The 16,557-nt window shown below is 66.0% G+C and carries 8 protein-coding genes; 6 read left to right on the top strand and 2 right to left on the bottom strand.

The features are described from left to right. Window positions 1–28: 28 nt before the first annotated feature. On the bottom strand, window positions 29–6,838 hold the full coding sequence (locus JW958_04480; GenBank protein MBN1825501.1) for a cadherin-like domain-containing protein: 6,810 nt from the start codon (window positions 6,836–6,838) through the stop codon (window positions 29–31). 455 nt (window positions 6,839–7,293) lie between these two features. Between JW958_04480 and chrA the strand changes: the two genes are divergently transcribed. Then, complete coding sequence (chrA, locus tag JW958_04475; protein ID MBN1825500.1) at window positions 7,294–8,466, top strand: chromate efflux transporter; 1,173 nt, start codon at window positions 7,294–7,296, stop codon at window positions 8,464–8,466. A gap of 66 nt (window positions 8,467–8,532) precedes the next feature. Here chrA and JW958_04470 read toward each other — a convergent pair whose 3' ends face one another. Continuing rightward, complete coding sequence (locus tag JW958_04470; GenBank protein MBN1825499.1) at window positions 8,533–9,651, bottom strand: HlyC/CorC family transporter; 1,119 nt, start codon at window positions 9,649–9,651, stop codon at window positions 8,533–8,535. A gap of 957 nt (window positions 9,652–10,608) precedes the next feature. Here JW958_04470 and JW958_04465 point away from each other — a divergent pair. The 5 genes from JW958_04465 (at window position 10,609) to JW958_04445 (ending at window position 16,554) form a co-directional block, all read left to right on the top strand. Then, the gene (locus JW958_04465) at window positions 10,609–12,084 is read left to right on the top strand and encodes a cytochrome D ubiquinol oxidase subunit I (GenBank protein MBN1825498.1); all 1,476 of its coding nucleotides are present in this window, start codon (window positions 10,609–10,611) and stop codon (window positions 12,082–12,084) included. 227 nt (window positions 12,085–12,311) lie between these two features. Next, window positions 12,312–13,238, top strand: coding sequence for a hypothetical protein (locus JW958_04460; protein MBN1825497.1), 927 nt, complete (start codon window positions 12,312–12,314; stop codon window positions 13,236–13,238). Window positions 13,239–13,526: 288 nt separating this feature from the next. Next, on the top strand, window positions 13,527–13,769 hold the full coding sequence (locus JW958_04455) for an RNA-binding protein (protein ID MBN1825496.1): 243 nt from the start codon (window positions 13,527–13,529) through the stop codon (window positions 13,767–13,769). A 132-nt stretch (window positions 13,770–13,901) separates the two neighbouring features. Next, window positions 13,902–15,374, top strand: a complete 1,473-nt coding sequence (locus JW958_04450; protein MBN1825495.1) for a B12-binding domain-containing radical SAM protein — start codon at window positions 13,902–13,904, stop codon at window positions 15,372–15,374. A 181-nt stretch (window positions 15,375–15,555) separates the two neighbouring features. Beyond that, window positions 15,556–16,554: a hypothetical protein gene (locus JW958_04445; protein MBN1825494.1), complete on the top strand. Its 999-nt coding sequence runs from the start codon at window positions 15,556–15,558 to the stop codon at window positions 16,552–16,554. The last annotated feature ends 3 nt before the right edge of the window (window positions 16,555–16,557 follow it).

The raw sequence follows: 16,557 nt of genomic DNA, 5'->3' as shown, positions 1-16,557 counted from the left end.
CGCGTACGAAGGATCCGTGCTTCCCACATTACCGCAAGAGCACCATCTTCCGCGTCTCGCGGTGACCATCCGCCTCGAAGAGGGCGAAGTAGATCCCCGACGCGACCGCTCGTCCGCTCGAATCCAGTCCGGTCCAGCGCGCCTCGAAGGAGCCCGCCTCGTACCGCCCCTCGGCGAGCACCGCCACCCTCCGCCCCCGCACATCGTAGATCGCGAGCCGCACGGCACCCGCCCGGGGAATGTCGAAGCGGATCGCCGTCGTCGGGTTGAACGGATTGGGACGGTTCGCGTGGAGCCGGAAGGCCATCGGCGGCGGTGCGTTCCCTCCCTCGCCGACGGCGACCACCGTGCACGCCGCCGGACGCGCGCCGATCCGCCCGCAAGAGGGCTGCTCCGCCTCGGCGCAGGGGGACTTGGCGTCGATACCGTAGGGGTCGTTCGCGTTCCCATCGACCGTGCAGAAGAACGGATCGGCGGAGAAGTTGCCGTCGACGCCGAGCTGGTCGGCGATCCTCCCCGTCCAGTCGCCCCCCGAGTTCCCGTAGATATCGCAGCAGAAGAGGTAGGGATCTCCCGTGCCGATGACCCGGAACGCCGACCCTCCTTCGTGGAACGCCACGATGCTGTTTTCGTAGACCTGGGTGCTGTTCTCGAGGCCGATCCCGCTCCCGTCGGCCGAATCATAAGAGACGTTCCCCACGATCGTGCACCGGGAGAAGGTCGCCAGGGAGTGGTTGCCGAATATGCCGCTCACGAGATCCGCCGAGTTCTCCGCGACCACGCACTGATCGAATGTGGTCGTGTCGCGGACACAGTAGATCCCCCCCCCGATCCCCGTGCTTCCGCTTACCGCGTGATTATCCTCGAAGAGACACTCGGTCACCGTCGGGGAGCAGTAGGCGATATACAGGCCTCCCGCGCGGTAACCCGAACTGTTGCCGACGAATCGGCAGTTGTGAATGGTCATGTCCGTCTGATAGACACGAAGCCCGACTCCGAGCAGGTCGGGAGAGTACCCTCCGGTGATCGTGATTGCTTCGAGGCGGGGTGGGTCGCTCAGTTGGGAGGCGCGAAAGACCCGCCCGAGCGAGTCCGCATCGACGATCACGTCCGCCGGGTCGCCCGTCCCGCCGCGCAGGACCACACCCGCCTTCAGTTCGATGTCGTGTTCGTAGTACGTGCCCGCGGCGATCTCCACCGTGTCCTTCTCCCAGGCGGAGTCGAGCCCCGCTTCGATGGTCGGCGCGGCGACCGGCACCGTCCAAACCCGCGGCGCCCGTCCCACCACCACCTCGACCAAAGCGGAATCGATCCCGCCGAGACAGTCCGTAACCAGATACCGGATCGAATCGGTTCCGGCGAAGGAGGGACTCGGTGTGTAGGTGATCGTCGTGTCTCCCGGATCGACGGAGGCGTCTCCGACCGTCGCGTCAAGAGAAACGGCGACGATCCGGAGAGGGTCCATGTCCGGGTCGGAATCGTTGGCGAGCACGTCGATCACGATCGGCGTCACCGCGTCGGTGCTCTCCGCGTCCGCCGCCGCCGACGGGTCCTGGTTCGCGGCCGTGCTGTCCACGGCGACCAGGGCGAAGGCGTCCGACTCAATCTTCGGCCGGAGATAGCTCGATTCGGAGCCGAGACCGGAATAGCAGTCGAATCCGTCCCGCGTCGCGCGCCCGCCGAAGACCACCACCGCGAAGCTATCCCCTTCCAGCGGTTCGAAGCCGTTCCAATAGGTGACGTGCATCCCGCCGCCGAGGGTCGCGTCGCCGGAGATCGCCAGGCGGTCGTACTCGGTCCCCGCCGCCGTGCCCCCCAGCTCCACGCGGATCTCGCTCGTCGCCCCGGAAACGAAATCGCCGAGGAAGGTGAGGATCCCGGGCGATCCACCGGGTGCGAAGATCCCGTCTCCGGTGAAGGTCCCGACGGTGTTGTCGAAGGTTCCCGTTCCGGAGAGGACCGCGTTCTCCTCGTGCAGGAAGGTCCCCTCATTCACGATGGACGAGCCCGGGCCGTCCAGCTCCGTTGTTCCTTCGTTGGTAAAGGTTCCAGATGGGTTGATCCGGGTCTCGCCGCGGACGATCCACTCTCCGGACGGCTCGTTCGTCACGTCGCCGTCTACCACCAGCTCGCCATCCTCCTTTATGGTGATGGAGCCGTCGTTCGCCGCCGTGGAGGCGCTGTCCAGATCGATCGCGGCGCCGCTGTCGACGCGCACCTCCCCCCCGTTATCGAACGTCCCCTCGATATCGAGCGCCCCCGCCTCGGCCAGGATCGCCCCGTCGCCGGGATCCTCGAAAAGGTTCGCGAAGGAACAGCCGATCCGGCTCGTCGCGCGCGACTTCGCCGGCGGATCGATCTTGCGGACCGTCCCGCGGTTTCGGAAGGTGCCGGTCCCGTCCAGGTCGCCGCCGGAGAGGATCACCTCGCCGCCGACGCGGTTGACGAAAATCGTCCCCTCCCCCTGCACACGGAGGGTCGCCCCTTCCTCGACTTCGATCACGCCCTCGTTGTTCTGGCCGCCGTTCTGGTTCGGACCGTCCCCCGGATCGAGGAGCATCTCCGTCGTGTTCCGCACGAAGCAGGAGCCGGCGTTGGCGAACTCCCCTTCGATCTCGAGCGTCCCGTCGTTCACGACGATCGCCCCGTCGCCGGGATCCTCGAAGAGGGTCTCGAATCCGCACGCGATGGAGCCGGTCGAGCGGCCGCCGCGGGGCGTCTCGTCCTTCATGAGCGTTCCCCGGTTCCGGAAGAGGCCCGGTCCGGTGATGTCGCCCCCTTCGAGCACGAAGACGCCTCCGACCTCGTTCAGGAAGATCGTCTGCTCGGGACGGATGTCGAATGTCGCGCCGTCTTCGACGACGCAGACCCCCGAATTGGTGATCCCTTCCGCCTGCACCGCGCCGTCGCCCGGATCGAGCATCATCGTCGCGGTGGTGCGCACCATGAGCGACCCGGCGTTCGCCAGCTCGTCCTCGATCGCCAGGGTTCCGCCCGCCACCACGATCGCCCCGTCGCCCGGATCGTCGAACACGTTCAGGAAGGAGATGGCGATCGTTCCGATGGCGCGGCTTTTCCCGCCGTCGTCCTCGTTCCGCACCTCGCCGCCGTTGATGAATGTCCCCTCGCCGATGATCGATCCGCCGACGAGACGGATCAGCCCGGTCGCCTCGTTGGTGAAAACCGCCGAGGGATCGAGGCCGATCTCGATCGCCGCCTCGGAACGGATCTCGATCTCGCCGAAGTTGCCGCCGCCCGCGAGGAGGGTGAGCGTGTCCGACTCGATCACCAGCTTGTTCTCCGCCCGGCCGCCGCCGACGGTGAGGGAGTAGACGGTGGTATCCATCGCGACGACGACCACCGTGCTCTCCGCCGAGACGATCCGGACCGCGTCGGAACTCGTCGGCACCCTCGCCGGATCCCAGTTGGCCGGGTCGCTCCAGGAGACGCCGTCTCCGCCGCCGCTCCAGTTCACCACCGAGCCGCCGCAGCCCGCAGGACGGGCGCCGATCACGCCGCGGGGCGATTGGAGCGCGCAGGTGTCGATCGCGCAGGGGGAATCGTCGCGGAGCGCCAGCGAGTCCTCCGGGCTTTCGGAGCCGCAGAACATCGGGTCGGCGTGGAAGTTGCCGTCCACGCTGTCCAGCGCGGCGAGGCTGTCGATCCAGTCGCCGCCGTCGTTTCCGTAGATGTCGGTGCAGGTGATGGAGACGGGCGCGGTGAAGTCGCAGGAGAACGCCTCACCGGTTTTGTTGAAAGCGATGATGCAGCGGTCGAGAGAGGGGTAACCGGACGCGCTCAGGATACCCGCTCCGAACGGCGCGTCGTTGAACGCGATGGTGCAGTTCGAAAAGCCGACCGTCGCCCCGCCAAGCTGGACGCCCCCGCCGTAGTTGAGCCCCTCGTTCCCGACAATGACGCAACCGGTCATGCTCCCCTGATCGGCGAAGGAAACACCGCCGCAGTAATTGGCGGTATTGCCGGAGATCTCCGTTTCCACGACCGTCGCCCGGCTCAAAGAGGCGAAACTCGCGCCCCCTCCGGCCGTGCCGCCTCCCACTCCTTGGTTCCCGCTCACCAGGCAGCTTTCGACCCGGACCGCGCCGTCCGTGGCAAAGATCGCGCCCCCATGGTTCGTCACGGTGTTCCCCTGGAAGACGCAGTTCCGCAGGATCACGCTGTCCTGGCTCGTGTAGATTCCGCCTCCGTTCTCGCTCGTATTATTCGTGAAGATACAATTCTCGAATAAATGATAGCCTATGGTCCTGGCTCCCCCGCCTTGGTCGACCGACTCGTTATCGGTGAAGACGCAGTTCCGGAAGGTGACGGAGTCGCCAAAATCGCAGAAGTACCCGCCCCCGAGGCCGTCCAAACCGCTCCCGGAGGCGTTCCCGCCCGTCAGGGTCAGGTCTTCCACGAGAATCCCTTCGTCTTCGGTCAAAAACACACGGCCCAGATCCTGGGCGTCCACGATCACGTCCGCCGGGTCGCCCGTCGCGCCGCGCACCGTCCGCCGCGAGGGAATGTCGAGATCATGTTCGTGGTAGGTGCCCGCGGCGATCTCCACCGTATCCCCCGCCGCCGACGTGTCGAACGCCGCCTGTATCGTCGGGGCTTCGGAGGGGACGTACCACGTCCGCCAGCAGTCGCCGGCGCCGAGAGCGCCGATCCGCCCGCAGCCGGGGGCGGCGAGGCAGGGGGATCCGGCGTGCAGATGGAGGTCCCCCGCGGCCAGGTTGCAGAAGACCGGGTTGGCGCGGATGTTGCCGTCCGTACCCTCCAGTCCCTCGATGCACCCGACGTAGTCCCCCCCCTCGTTGCCGTAGACGTCGCAGCAGGCGAGGATGCCGTAGGCCGCCGTGTCGCTCATCGCGATCCCCGCGCCTCCGTCGTTCCAGGCGACAATCACGTTATTCAGTTCGATCGCGAAAAGCCCCTCCGCTTCGATGTAGATCGCCGCCCCGGCGGGCGCTTCGTTCCCCCCGAAGGTGGAGGAGGTGATCGGCGGCGTGACGTACGAACCGTACAGGGCGCCGCCGGCGAAGGAGGCGGTGTTCCCGTGGAAGACGCAGCTGTCGATCCGTACGGACGACCTGTCCACGTAGAAACCCCCGCCGGTGCTGTCCGCGCCGGTCGCGACGCCGCCGGTGACGGTGAAACCGCGGAGGAAGGTGGTCTGCGTGTGGCCCGCCTCGAGGGCGACCAGCACCCGCCCGGTCCCCTCGGCGTCGATGATGGTCGACGCGGGTCCGGAAGGAGCGATGAGCGCGACATGACCCTTCATCTCGATCGGAAAGGCCTCACCGTTGGTGGAGGGAGAATAGGTCCCCGCCGCGACGACCACCGTGTCCCCCGGCCCGGCGGAGTCGATCGCCGTCTGAATCGTCGCGTAATCGCCGGGCACGTGAATCGCGTGCGCCCCGTTCACGCCGATCCGGATGTTGTCGAAGAAGGGATTCGGCCGGGAGGGATTCGACGCGCAGTCGCAGCCGCTCCCGTCCGGACAGAGATTGAGGAAACCGAAGACGAGGCGGACCGAGTCGGCGTCGGCCGGAATCGTGGTGTCGCCGATCGCCTCGAAACGTCCGAAGAGGCGGTCCCGCCAGCAGGTCGGAGAGCCGGTGTAGTAATTGGCGTCCTTGCCCACCCGCGGAGACCACTCCGGTCCGTTCCCGGCGTCGTAGGGGTAGTAGGACCATCCGACCTGCCAGTATTCGCAGCTCCCGCTGGGCAGATCGGCGTAGATGTCGTAGTCGGCGAAGATCACCCAGGGCCCGGCGCCGAGGGAGGACACGGGCACCGGCGGCGAGAACGCTTCGGTGAACTGGCCGTCCGGATGCTGCCGGGAGCCGTCGTGCATGGCGAGGATGCTGTCCCGGAGGCCGCAAACCGAATAAGGGGGGAGCGAGTAGTGATGTTCGTTGTCGGCGAGCAGCCAGGCGCCGACCCCCTCGAAGGAGCCCGGGGTGAACCCCTGCGGGCCCGTTTCGAAATCGTAGCTCCGGTTCCCTCCGACGATGTTGTTCGTCAGCAGGATGTCGTCCACGCAGAAGGGGCCGCTGGTGCAATCGTATATCCCGTCCTCGTCCGAGTACCCCGAATCGGAGACGAAGAGGAATCGGATGTGGAAGGCCGCCGATAGCCCGCCGGTGAGGGTCTGGAAATCGACGGTCCGGCTGAAGGAGGAGGGGATCGAGGGGGAGCCGTCGACCCCGTCGAAGGTCGCGATCGTGTCCATCACGCCGAGTGAGGGGAAGTCGACGATGACGTAGACGAAGTCATAGTCCTCCTCGGTGTCGGCGAAGTAGATGAAATCGACGTCCACCGATCCGCTTCCGTCGTAGGTCAGCTCGGGACCGTCCACCCACTGCTTCCACAGATTGCCGTAGCCGAGGCCGTTCACCCATCCGGCGGAGTCCGCCTGGTCCTCGTAGAACCCGCACCAGATGCTCCCGTATCCGCTCAGGACCGGCTCCGGGATCGTGTTGTCGTGGCCGTACCATTCGGACGGGTCGATCCAGCGGAAGGCGGTGAAGTCGCAGGCGGTCCGGTCTTCCGCGGCCCACCCCTCGAGGGGATCGGCGGCGCCGTGATCGAAGGTCCAGACCGAGTCCTCCACCGCCGCGCCGGTGATCGGATCGTAGAAGCCGAACCAGTGGACGTCCGGTTCATTCTCCCGCGGGAGGGGTGAGGGGCGCGCGCCGTCCCCTTCGATTCGTTCCGCGCCGGGCCTCTCCTGAACGGCGGGTAGAGCGCCGTCCGAGCGCGGGACGAAGGCGATGAAAAGGAGGGGAAAGAGGGTGAGACAAATCGACCTGCGGAATATCCGGGATTGCATGGTCCACCTCGCCGCTCGTCGCCGGCGGAACGCCGGGACCCGGCTTCCGATCCGCACGGAGAAGGGCGACGGTCGTCGCGTGCGCGGGGACGGAGGCGCGGCGATCCGGAGAACCGGCCGGGATCGTGTCCTTGTTTGTTTGCAGCTAAATTAAAGCGGGCCGGCACTCCCCGCCGGGGGATCACGGGCGCGCTCGTTCGGCAATAGAGTAGAATCGACGACGGGGGGTGAGGAAATCGGTGGTGCGATGTGTTTCAGGCTTTTCCCCGGCTCACCGTCTACCGATTGTCTTTCCTATTGTATCATGGATTGGCCGTATGCGGGCGAGGAGCCTCGCAGGCGATGGAATCTTAACAAATCCGATCGCGTGGATACTCTATCTTGATAATCGAGACGGGGGGCGGATCGGATCGGCCGCCGGAAGGGGCGGAGATCGACGAAGCGGGGGAAACGGAATGAACGACGGAAGAGAGCGCGAGAGCCTCGGGACCATCGCCCTCATCTTTTTGCGGCTGGGGCTGACCGCCTTCGGCGGGCCTGCGGCGCACGTCTCCCTCATGGAAGACCAGTTCGTGCGGCGGCGAAGGTGGCTTTCGACGCAGCACTTTCTCGACCTGATCGGCGCGACCAACCTGATCCCCGGTCCCAACTCCACCGAGATCACCATGCACCTCGGCTATGAGAGGGCGGGACGGCGCGGACTCTTCGTCGCGGGCGCGGCGTTCATCCTCCCCGCCGTCGCGCTCACCGGCGCCTTCGCGTGGTTCTATGTGCGCTACGGAGCGCTCCCCGCGGTGGAGCCCTTCCTCGCCGGGATCAAGCCGGCGGTAATCGCCGTCATCCTCGGCGCCCTCCGCAAGCTGGGCAAGAAGGCGATCATCGGCGCGCACACGGCGGCGCTCGCTCTTTTCGTCGCCCTCCTCACCGTGGCCGGAGTGGAGCCGGTGTTCGCCCTCCTCGCCGGCGGCGCCGCGGGGATGCTCGGCCACGGGCTTTTCGGCCGGCACGGGACGAAAGGCGTCTCACTCGCGCTCCCTGCGCTCCGCGCTCCCACGGCGGGCGAGACGATCGCCGCGGGCGGCGTAGCCGGCGCCGCGGCGGGAGTTTCACTCCTCAAGCTCGGTCTCGTCTTCCTGAAGGTGGGTGCGGTGCTCTACGGGAGCGGTTACGTGTTGATCGCCTTCCTCGAAGGGGACCTGGTGGGGAAGTACGGCTGGTTGACGCGCACGCAGCTTCTGGACGCGATCGCCCTCGGACAGTTCACGCCCGGGCCGGTCCTTTCGGCGGCGACCTTTATCGGTTATGTGATCGCCGGTGCGCCCGGAGCCGCGGTGGCGACCATCGGCATCTTCCTCCCCTCCTTCTTCATCGTCCTCCTTCTGAACCCGGTGATCCCGCGGCTCCGGCGGTCCCCCTGGACCGCCGCCTTTCTCGACGCGGTAAACGCGGGCGCGCTCGCACTGATGGCGATCGTTACGATTCAGCTCGGCCGGGCTGTGCTTCTCGACCCGCCGGCGTGGGCGATCGTGATCCTCGCCTCCGTGGCGGTCCTCCGTTTCCGCGTCAATCCGGTCTGGATCATTCTCGGGGGCGCCCTGTTCGGGTCGATCTGGCGGCTGGCGGTATAGGACTTCCGGGGAACGAACAGCTCCTTCACGTCCCCCGCGCTATTTTTCGACAAGAAGGGACCGCTATCACTCCTCTTCCCCGCGAATCTCTTCGTCCTTGCCGTCCTCTTCTTCGGACGGCCATCCATCACCGCCGAACGCCTCCGGAGGGATGCCGAGCCCCTTGGCCCTCTTCTCCCACATCCGGCGCGCCACCACGCGCATATCCACCGCCCGGTCCATCTCGTCGACGATCTCCAGGCCGAGCAGCGTCTCGATCACGTCCTCGAGCGTGACGATCCCCGCCGTGCCGCCGTGTTCGTCCAGAACGACCGCCATCTTCTCCCTCTTTCCGACGAGAGAATCGTAAACCGCGGAGAGCGGCTTGTTGCGAAACACCAGCGGTATGGGGCGAGCGATCTCCGCGAGGGGGACGTCCAACCGGCCCCGGGCGTGGGCGTTCAGCACGTCGCCGCGGAGGACGAAGCCGGTCACGTGGTCCAGGTCGTCCCGGTAGACAGGAATGCGGGAGAAGAAATTGTCGCCGTGCCGCGCGACGTACTCGGCGACGGTCCCCTCCTCCGGGAGGGCGAAGACGACGGTGCGCGGCGTCATCACGTCGCTCACCACGATTGAACGGAGGCGGAAGAGGTTGTGGAGAATCTTCGATTCCCGCTCCCGGAGCTGTCCCTCTTCGCGGCCGAGGTCGGCCATGGCCGCGAATTCCTCCCGGCGGAGCCCCAGAAGAGGCTTCTTGCGACGCGTACTCCTCGTGATAAAACCGGAGACGACGACGAAGGGATACATCAGAACCATCACGGCGGAGATGATCCTTCCCATCACGGGCGCGAGCTCACGCCAGTAAGTCGCGCCGATCGTCTTGGGGATGATTTCGGAAAGGAAGAGGATGAGGAGGGTGAGGATCACCGAGACGAGACCGACCACCCGGCTGCCGAAGACGATCGCCGCCTGCGCTCCCGCGCCCGCCGCGCCGATCGTGTGGGCGATGGTGTTCAAACTGAGGATCGCCGCAAGGGGACGCTCCACGTCCGATTTGAGCCGGCGCAGGACGCGACCCGATTTCCGTCCCTCCCTCTCCAGTGACACGATGTAGGAGGCCGAGACGCTGAGAAGCACCGCCTCGGCGATGGAGCAGAGGAAAGAGACTCCGAGGGCTAAGGCGACATAGAAAAAGAGAACGGCCATGGAATCCCGTCACGGTGTTCGCGCGGAAAACGGACCCGCGTTCCCGCTCCGACCCGGCCGGATCGAGTCCGTCCCACCCGCGGTCTTCCGTGAATATAACGGTCCCGGAGCGCGGCGTCACCCGGAACCGGAAAGGGGACCGGAAGAAAAGAAAGAGGATGCGTAAAAAGCCCCGGAAAGATCTCTCCTCCGGGGCTTCGGGTCCGTCCGGCCGCCGTTCGCTAAGGACGGCCGGTCGGTCGAATGGCGACGGCGCGGCCGCGCGTTTGCTTTGGGAGAGCGACGGCGCGGATCCGCCTCGTCCGGCCCTTTCCTTTTTGGAGATAGAAAAAGGAGGGGGGTCCGTCAAGAGGAGCCGCAACGATTCACCGCCCCATCCAAGCGCGGGGATCGCGGGAACGGGCGTCACCTCTTCGATGAGAGGCGGCCGGACCGTCGATGCGACGCATTTTTTTCGACCCGAAAGGGGCGGCCGGGGGTATGATTAAAAAAGGAAATCACCCGCGGCCGTGATCCGCGGCGGCGTCCGACTTCGGGCGGGAGAGGGCGCCGGGCGAGGTTGGGACTCGCCGTTCGGGGCACGCCCGGAGAGGAGGTGGTCCGGTGCAATCTGACTGTTGCGGCATAGTGGAGGTGGCGTCCCCTTAAGGGGCCGGTTTCCACGCGCGCGTGGCGCTGCGCGGTTCGCCTCGAGGAGGGGGAACCCTACGCCACCGAAGCTGACGCTCATGCGGCTCCGCCCCCACGGGCGGAGTCGCTTTTTCACGACCCCGCCCCGACCGGCGGCGGGGAAGCCATAGAACGGGAAAGGGAGCGGATGACCGGTCGCCCCCGCGGCGACGGGTTCGACGGTTCCACTCTTGACGCGGCGCGCCCGGGGATGTGCAATGGAGGGGCATCGCCCTCCGGGGGGGAGGGCGCTCTCGTTTAGACCCCGGCCCGAGGGATGACGGACCGATGAAAGACGCACCGGAGAAAACCCCCGCCGAGCGGTCGCTCGACCCGGCGGACTGGGATACCTTCCGCGATCTCTCCCATCGCATGCTCGACGTCGCGCTGGATTACATCCGCGACGTGCGCGAACGACCGGTCTGGAGCCCGCTCCCCGCCGATCTGGAGCGTTCCCTCGCCGAACCGCTCCCCGTCGAACCGCAGGGGGCGGAGCGGGCCTGCGACGACCTGCGCCGCCTGATCCTTCCCCACTCCACGGGCAACATCCATCCCCGCTTTTTCGGATGGGTGCACGGCTCCGGCACGCCGGGTGGAATTCTGGCGGAAATCTTCGCCGCGGCGATGAACTCCAACGTGGGCGGCCGCAATCACGGCGCCGTCTACGTGGAGCGGCAGGTCCTTCGTTGGGCCGCCGAACTCTTCGGCTTCCCGCCGGGATGCGGCGGCATCGTGACCAGCGGCACCAGCATGGGCAACTTGATCGGCATGGCGGTGGCGCGGAACGACAAGGCCGCGGGCGACGTCCGAGCCGGCGGTCTCCGCGCCGGCGGCGAGCGCCTGACCGCCTACGCGTCGGAAGAGGCCCACGTGTCGGTGGCGAAGGCGATGGAGATCCTCGGCCTCGGCGGGGAGAATCTCCGCCGCGTCCCGGTGCGCGACGACTTCACGATGGACACGGAGGCGCTGGACAAGGCGATCGTCCGAGACGCGGCGGAGGGGCGGCTCCCCTTCTGCGTCGTCGCGTCCGCCGGAACGGTGAACACCGGCGCCATGGACGACCTCGGCGCCATCGCCCGCATCTGCGCCGACCACGGCCTCTGGATGCACGTGGACGGCGCTTTCGGAGGTCTCGCCGTTCTGAGCGACCGGCTACGCGATCGCCTGCGGGGCGTGGAGAAAGCCGACTCGATCGCCTTCGACTTTCACAAATGGATGCACGTCCAGTACGACGCCGGTTGCGTGCTGGTCAATCGAAACGACCTTCACTTACAAACCTTTTCCTCCCGCCCCGACTATCTCCTCCCCGCCGACTCGGGGCTGGCCGGAGGCAATCCCTGGTTCTGCGAGTACGGCCCCGAACTCTCCCGCGGCTTCCGGGCGCTCAAGGTCTGGTTCCTGATGAAGGAGCACGGCCTCCGCCGCATCGCCGAGAAAATAGAGGACAACTGCCGGCAGGCGGCGCGGCTGGCGAAGCGTGTCCTCGCCGAGCCGGCGCTCGAGCTTCTCGCGCCGGCGTCGCTGAACATCGTCTGCTTCCGTTATCAGCCGCCCGGCGCCGACGAAAAGCGTCTCGACGAACTGAACGGCCGGATCGTGGTCCTCCTCCAGGAGAGAGGGATCGCCGCCCCCTCCACCACACTCCTGCGAAACCGACTGGCGATCCGTGTCTGCCTCACCAACCACCGCACCGTCGACGCCGACCTGGATATGCTCGTCGACTCGATCCTCCGCATCGGCGCGGAACTCACCGCCGCCGAATAAACCCGCTCCTTCAACGGTATTCGAAACACCGTGCCGATCCCCGCGCGACCCGCCACGGAATCCGACAACCGGACGGAGGAGCCGCCGGGCGCAGTCATTTTTCCTTTGGTGACGACGCGCCGCCACCGGTACGATGGGACCGGATGAAAGGCGTCCCAACACGAATTCCTTCGAGGTGAATCATGTCGATCTCTTACACGGGTCCGCTCGGCCGCGGGTGGCGCAGAATGAAGCGTCTCCTCTTCTCTCCTCTCGATCCGGTCAAATGGTTCATCATCGGCTTCACGGTCTGGCTCGCCGAACTCACCGACTTCACCGGGGCGGGCGGAAACGGCGGTTCCGGATTCCGTCAACGCGGCGGTTCCTTGGGCCACGTCTACGACGGCGCCTCCGACCGGCTCGGCGAGGTGCTCGCCGGCGGCGTGGCGGCGGCGATCATCGCCTTCATCGTTATCATCGCCCTCTTCTTCTTCCTTCTTTTCCTGTGGCTCAGCTCGCGCGGCCAGTTCCTTTACCTGGACAATCTGGTGAACGACCGCGCTTCGGTGCGGGATCCCTGGAAAAACTACGCCAAACTGGGCGACTCCCTTTTCCTTTGGCGGCTCGTCTACACGCTGATCTGCATGGTCTCGGTAGTCCCCCTCACCGCTTTCGCCGCGCTCTCCGTGCTCCCCATCGCCGTGCCGAGCCTCCCCGCCGAGCTGGGCGTGGCCGGATTCATCTTCCTGGGGAGCGTGATCGGCGTGCTCATCGTCATCGCGACCTACGTCGATTTCTTTCTGCTCCACTTCGTCGTCCCCGTCATGTACAAGCACGGATTGCGGGCGACGGCGGCGTGGCGCACCTTCTGGCCGGTTCTTAAAGAACACGCCTGGGAGTTCGTTCTCTACGGCCTCTTCTACCTCGTCTTGCACATCGCCGTGCTCATTATCACCACGACCTTCGGCTTCCTGACCTGTTGCGCCGGCTTCTTGCTGCTCCTTCTCCCCGTCGTCGGGACGACGATTCTCCTCCCGGTCCACCTCACGCTGCGCGGCATGGATCTGGAGTTCCTCGCCCAGTTCGGCGAAAAGAGCGACCTGGTCTCCCATTTCCCGGAAAACCGGCCGGCGGAAGGGAATCGGGATGCCCAGGCGAGACCCGCCCGTGGCTGAAAAGCGCCGAAAGCACTCATTCGGGTCTTCCGGCGGGGCGCCCGGGGTTCTTTCCTTGACAACCACCCCGCCTTCGCCTATTGTGTTTAGTGTATGTGGGGTACTCCTTCCGAATCGACTCGCCGTTGACGCCCCCGTTGAATCGTATGTCGGTCAAGGAGACAAGTTCCCGAGTGCGCGAGCGGGCCGAACGGGCCCGCTGCCCGTAGGATCGGTTCCGCGCGGGGCTCTTTGCTCGCCGGAGACCGGCGGTTGATCGTTAGGGGCGGTACGGAGCGTGAATACGAGATGAGACTGTACGTCGGCAACCTTCCCTTTAGCGCGACCGAAGAGGATCTGCGCTCCCTTTTCTCCCAGCACGGCACCGTTGAGGACGTTCACGTCGTTACCGATCGCCAAACCGGCAGTCCCCGCGGCTTCGGTTTCGTCGAAATGGACGATACGGGCGGCGAAGCCGCCATCAGCGCCCTGAACGGCGCCGACATGAACGGACGCAACCTGAAGGTGGATAAGGCACAGCCGCGCCGCTGACACGGCGCACACACGATCGGGCGGGGCCCACCCCGGTGGTCCCCGCCCGCCATGACCTCGCCCGGCGGGGCACAAGGGCGACGAGCAGGCGCCCGAACACAACTCGGTCTGCAACGGAGGGGAGGTAGCGAAATGAACGTTCTTCTTCTCTCTCCCAAGACCCCGGACACATTCTGGAGCTTCCGGCACGCTCTTCCTTTTATATCCAAAAAAGCCGGGTCGCCCCCTCTCGGCCTTCTCACCGTCGCCGCCCTCCTCCCCCGTTCCTGGAACCTCGAACTGGTTGATCTCAACGTAACCGACCTTTCCGACTCATGGATCCTGTGGGCCGATTACGTCATGATCAGCGCCATGCTCGTTCACCAGGAATCGGCGCAGGCGGCCGCATTGCGCTGCCGGGCTCTCGGACGTCCGGTGATCGCCGGCGGGCCCCTCTTCACCATCCGGCACGAGGATTTCCCGGAAATCCCCCACTTCGTCCTCGGCGAGGCGGAAGAGTTGATGCCGGAGCTTGTCGCCGACATGCTGGCGGGCCGCGTGCGTCCGATCTACGAGGCGGAGCGCCGCCCGGACATGAAGAACGTTCCGATCCCCCGGTGGGACCTGGTGAATTTCCGGGATTACGCGTGCATGCCGGTCCAGTTCTGCCGCGGCTGCCCCTACGACTGCGAGTTCTGCGACGTGATCGTTTTGAACGGCCGCACGCCGCGGACGAAGTCGTCGGACCAGGTGATCGCCGAGCTGGACGCGCTCCGCGAGGCGGGATGGAAGGGTTCCCTCTTTCTCGTGGACGACAATTTTCTCGGGCACAAACCACGGGTGCGCGAGCTGCTCGTCCGCATGGTCGAATGGCGCAAAGCCACCGGCGCCCGCATGGACTTCCTCACCGAAGCCTCCGTCGATCTGGCGGACGAACCGGAGCTGCTCCGCCTGATGGTCGAGGCGGGATTCAAGAAGGTCTTTCTGGGTATCGAAACGCCCGACGTGGACAACCTGGTCTCTTGCAACAAATTACAGAACACGCGTCGCGACCTCGGCGAGGCGATTTCCGCGATCCAGACCGCCGGCCTCGAGGTGATGGGTGGATTCATCATCGGGTTCGACGGCGACACGGCCGACGTTTTCCGGCGCCAATACGATTTCATCCAGAGGACCGGCGTGGTGACCGCCATGGTGGGTCTCCTCACCGCCCTCCCCGGGACCCGTCTCTATAAAAGGCTCGCCGCCGAGGGCCGCCTCCTCGGCGAGAGTGACGGCAACAACACGAAAACGATCTGCAACTTCCGCACCAAGCTCTCCCGCGGCGAGTTGCTGTCGGGTTATCGCCGTCTCATGCGAGATCTCTACGAACCGAATACCTATTACACGAGGGCCCGCACATTTCTCCAAAACCTGCGACCCTCGGGACCCGGCGTCTATGTCGGATGGGAGGGTGTCTTCGCCTTCCTCAAGACCCTCTGGTATCTCGGTGTCCGGCATTCCGGCCGGCGCGCCTACTGGGGATTCCTGAGCCACACCCTTCTCCACCACCCCCGTGCGTTCGGCACGGCGATCACCCTGGCGATCTACGGCCATCATCTGCGGATCGTCTCACGCTCCCTGTAACCCGGTTCCCGCCGCTTCGGCCGTCTGGGACAGGGATGTCTCGTCCGCACCCCCGACACCCGCCTTCTTGACAGACGCCTTCCCGCCCGCTTTGATACTAGGGAGAAGGCGCATGGCGCGGATCGAAAACCGGCCATGCCGTCCGGGGCGTTCTTCATTTATCAACGAAAGGAGATGGGCGATGCGACGGCGAAGGGCTCTCGCTTGGTTGATCGTGACGGCTCTCCCGATCGCCGGGTGCGGCGGCGGGGACGACGGACCGACCGGCGGAGGCGGGGACACAACCGGACCTGCGGCGGTGGCCGATCTCTCCGCGGCATCGGCGGGCGACTCGTCGATCACCCTTGTCTGGACCACGCCGGCCGACCCGGCCAAAACATTCGACGTGAGCCGCTACGATCTCCGCTATTCCTCGGCGACGATTACCACCGGCAACTGGGACACCGCGGACACCCTCTCCGGCGAACCGATCCCGGGCGCGCCGGGGGAACCGGAAACACTCACCGTAGCGGGGCTCGATCTGGGCGCGTCCTATTTCTTCGCGCTCCGCAGCGAGGACGCCGCCGGGAATCTTTCGGACCTCTCCAACCCGCTCGCCGCCGCGACCGATTCGATCGACGACCGCCTGATCGCATACTATCCGCTCGTGGAGAACGCCGGCGACGTGACCGGATTCCACGGACCGATGTCGCTCTATAACACACCTTTTCAGGAGGCGGGGATCTACTGCAACGGCGTCTACCTCGACGGGATCAACGAAGGCGGTTGCCACGCCGGGACGACCATCGACAGTCTCGACTTCGCCGCCTTCACCATCAGCGCCCGTTTCAAACCGGCCGCGGCCGGACCGGGCTCCCATCCGGTCTTCGTCGGCGGCGACCTCTGGCGCTGGATGTCCTTCCGCCTCGAACCGGACAGCACCGTCTCCCTGATGGTCAACGGCGGCGTCGTTCAGAGAAGCTCCGCGCGCTACACACCCGGCGCCTGGCACGAAGGGCGAATCACCTACGACGGCCAAACCGCCCGCCTTTATCTCGACGACGGTTTGGCATGTGAGAGGGATGCCGTTCTCGACCATGGCAACGACAGGGGTCTGGGGATCAGCAACTCCTCCCACGGAACCGTCTTCCAAGGGATCTTCGGCCGCATGAAGATCTACGACGGCGTGGTCGCGCCTTAGAGC

The organism is Candidatus Eisenbacteria bacterium (assembly GCA_016930695.1).
In the GTDB taxonomy this organism is placed as follows: domain Bacteria; phylum Orphanbacterota; class Orphanbacteria; order Orphanbacterales; family Orphanbacteraceae; genus JAFGGD01.
This window is presented reverse-complemented; position numbering and strand designations above follow the sequence as displayed.

Bases quoted from the DNA above. Each gene is read 5' to 3' on its own strand.
- JW958_04465 (MBN1825498.1), top strand. From the start codon at position 10,609: ATGAAAGACGCACCGGAGAAAACCCCCGCCGAGCGGTCGCTCGACCCG.
- JW958_04480 (MBN1825501.1), bottom strand. From the start codon at position 6,838: ATGCAATCCCGGATATTCCGCAGGTCGATTTGTCTCACCCTCTTTCCC.
- JW958_04445 (MBN1825494.1), top strand. From the start codon at position 15,556: ATGCGACGGCGAAGGGCTCTCGCTTGGTTGATCGTGACGGCTCTCCCG.
- JW958_04470 (MBN1825499.1), bottom strand. From the start codon at position 9,651: ATGGCCGTTCTCTTTTTCTATGTCGCCTTAGCCCTCGGAGTCTCTTTC.
- chrA (MBN1825500.1), top strand. From the start codon at position 7,294: ATGAACGACGGAAGAGAGCGCGAGAGCCTCGGGACCATCGCCCTCATC.
- JW958_04455 (MBN1825496.1), top strand. From the start codon at position 13,527: ATGAGACTGTACGTCGGCAACCTTCCCTTTAGCGCGACCGAAGAGGAT.
- JW958_04450 (MBN1825495.1), top strand. From the start codon at position 13,902: ATGAACGTTCTTCTTCTCTCTCCCAAGACCCCGGACACATTCTGGAGC.
- JW958_04460 (MBN1825497.1), top strand. From the start codon at position 12,312: ATGAAGCGTCTCCTCTTCTCTCCTCTCGATCCGGTCAAATGGTTCATC.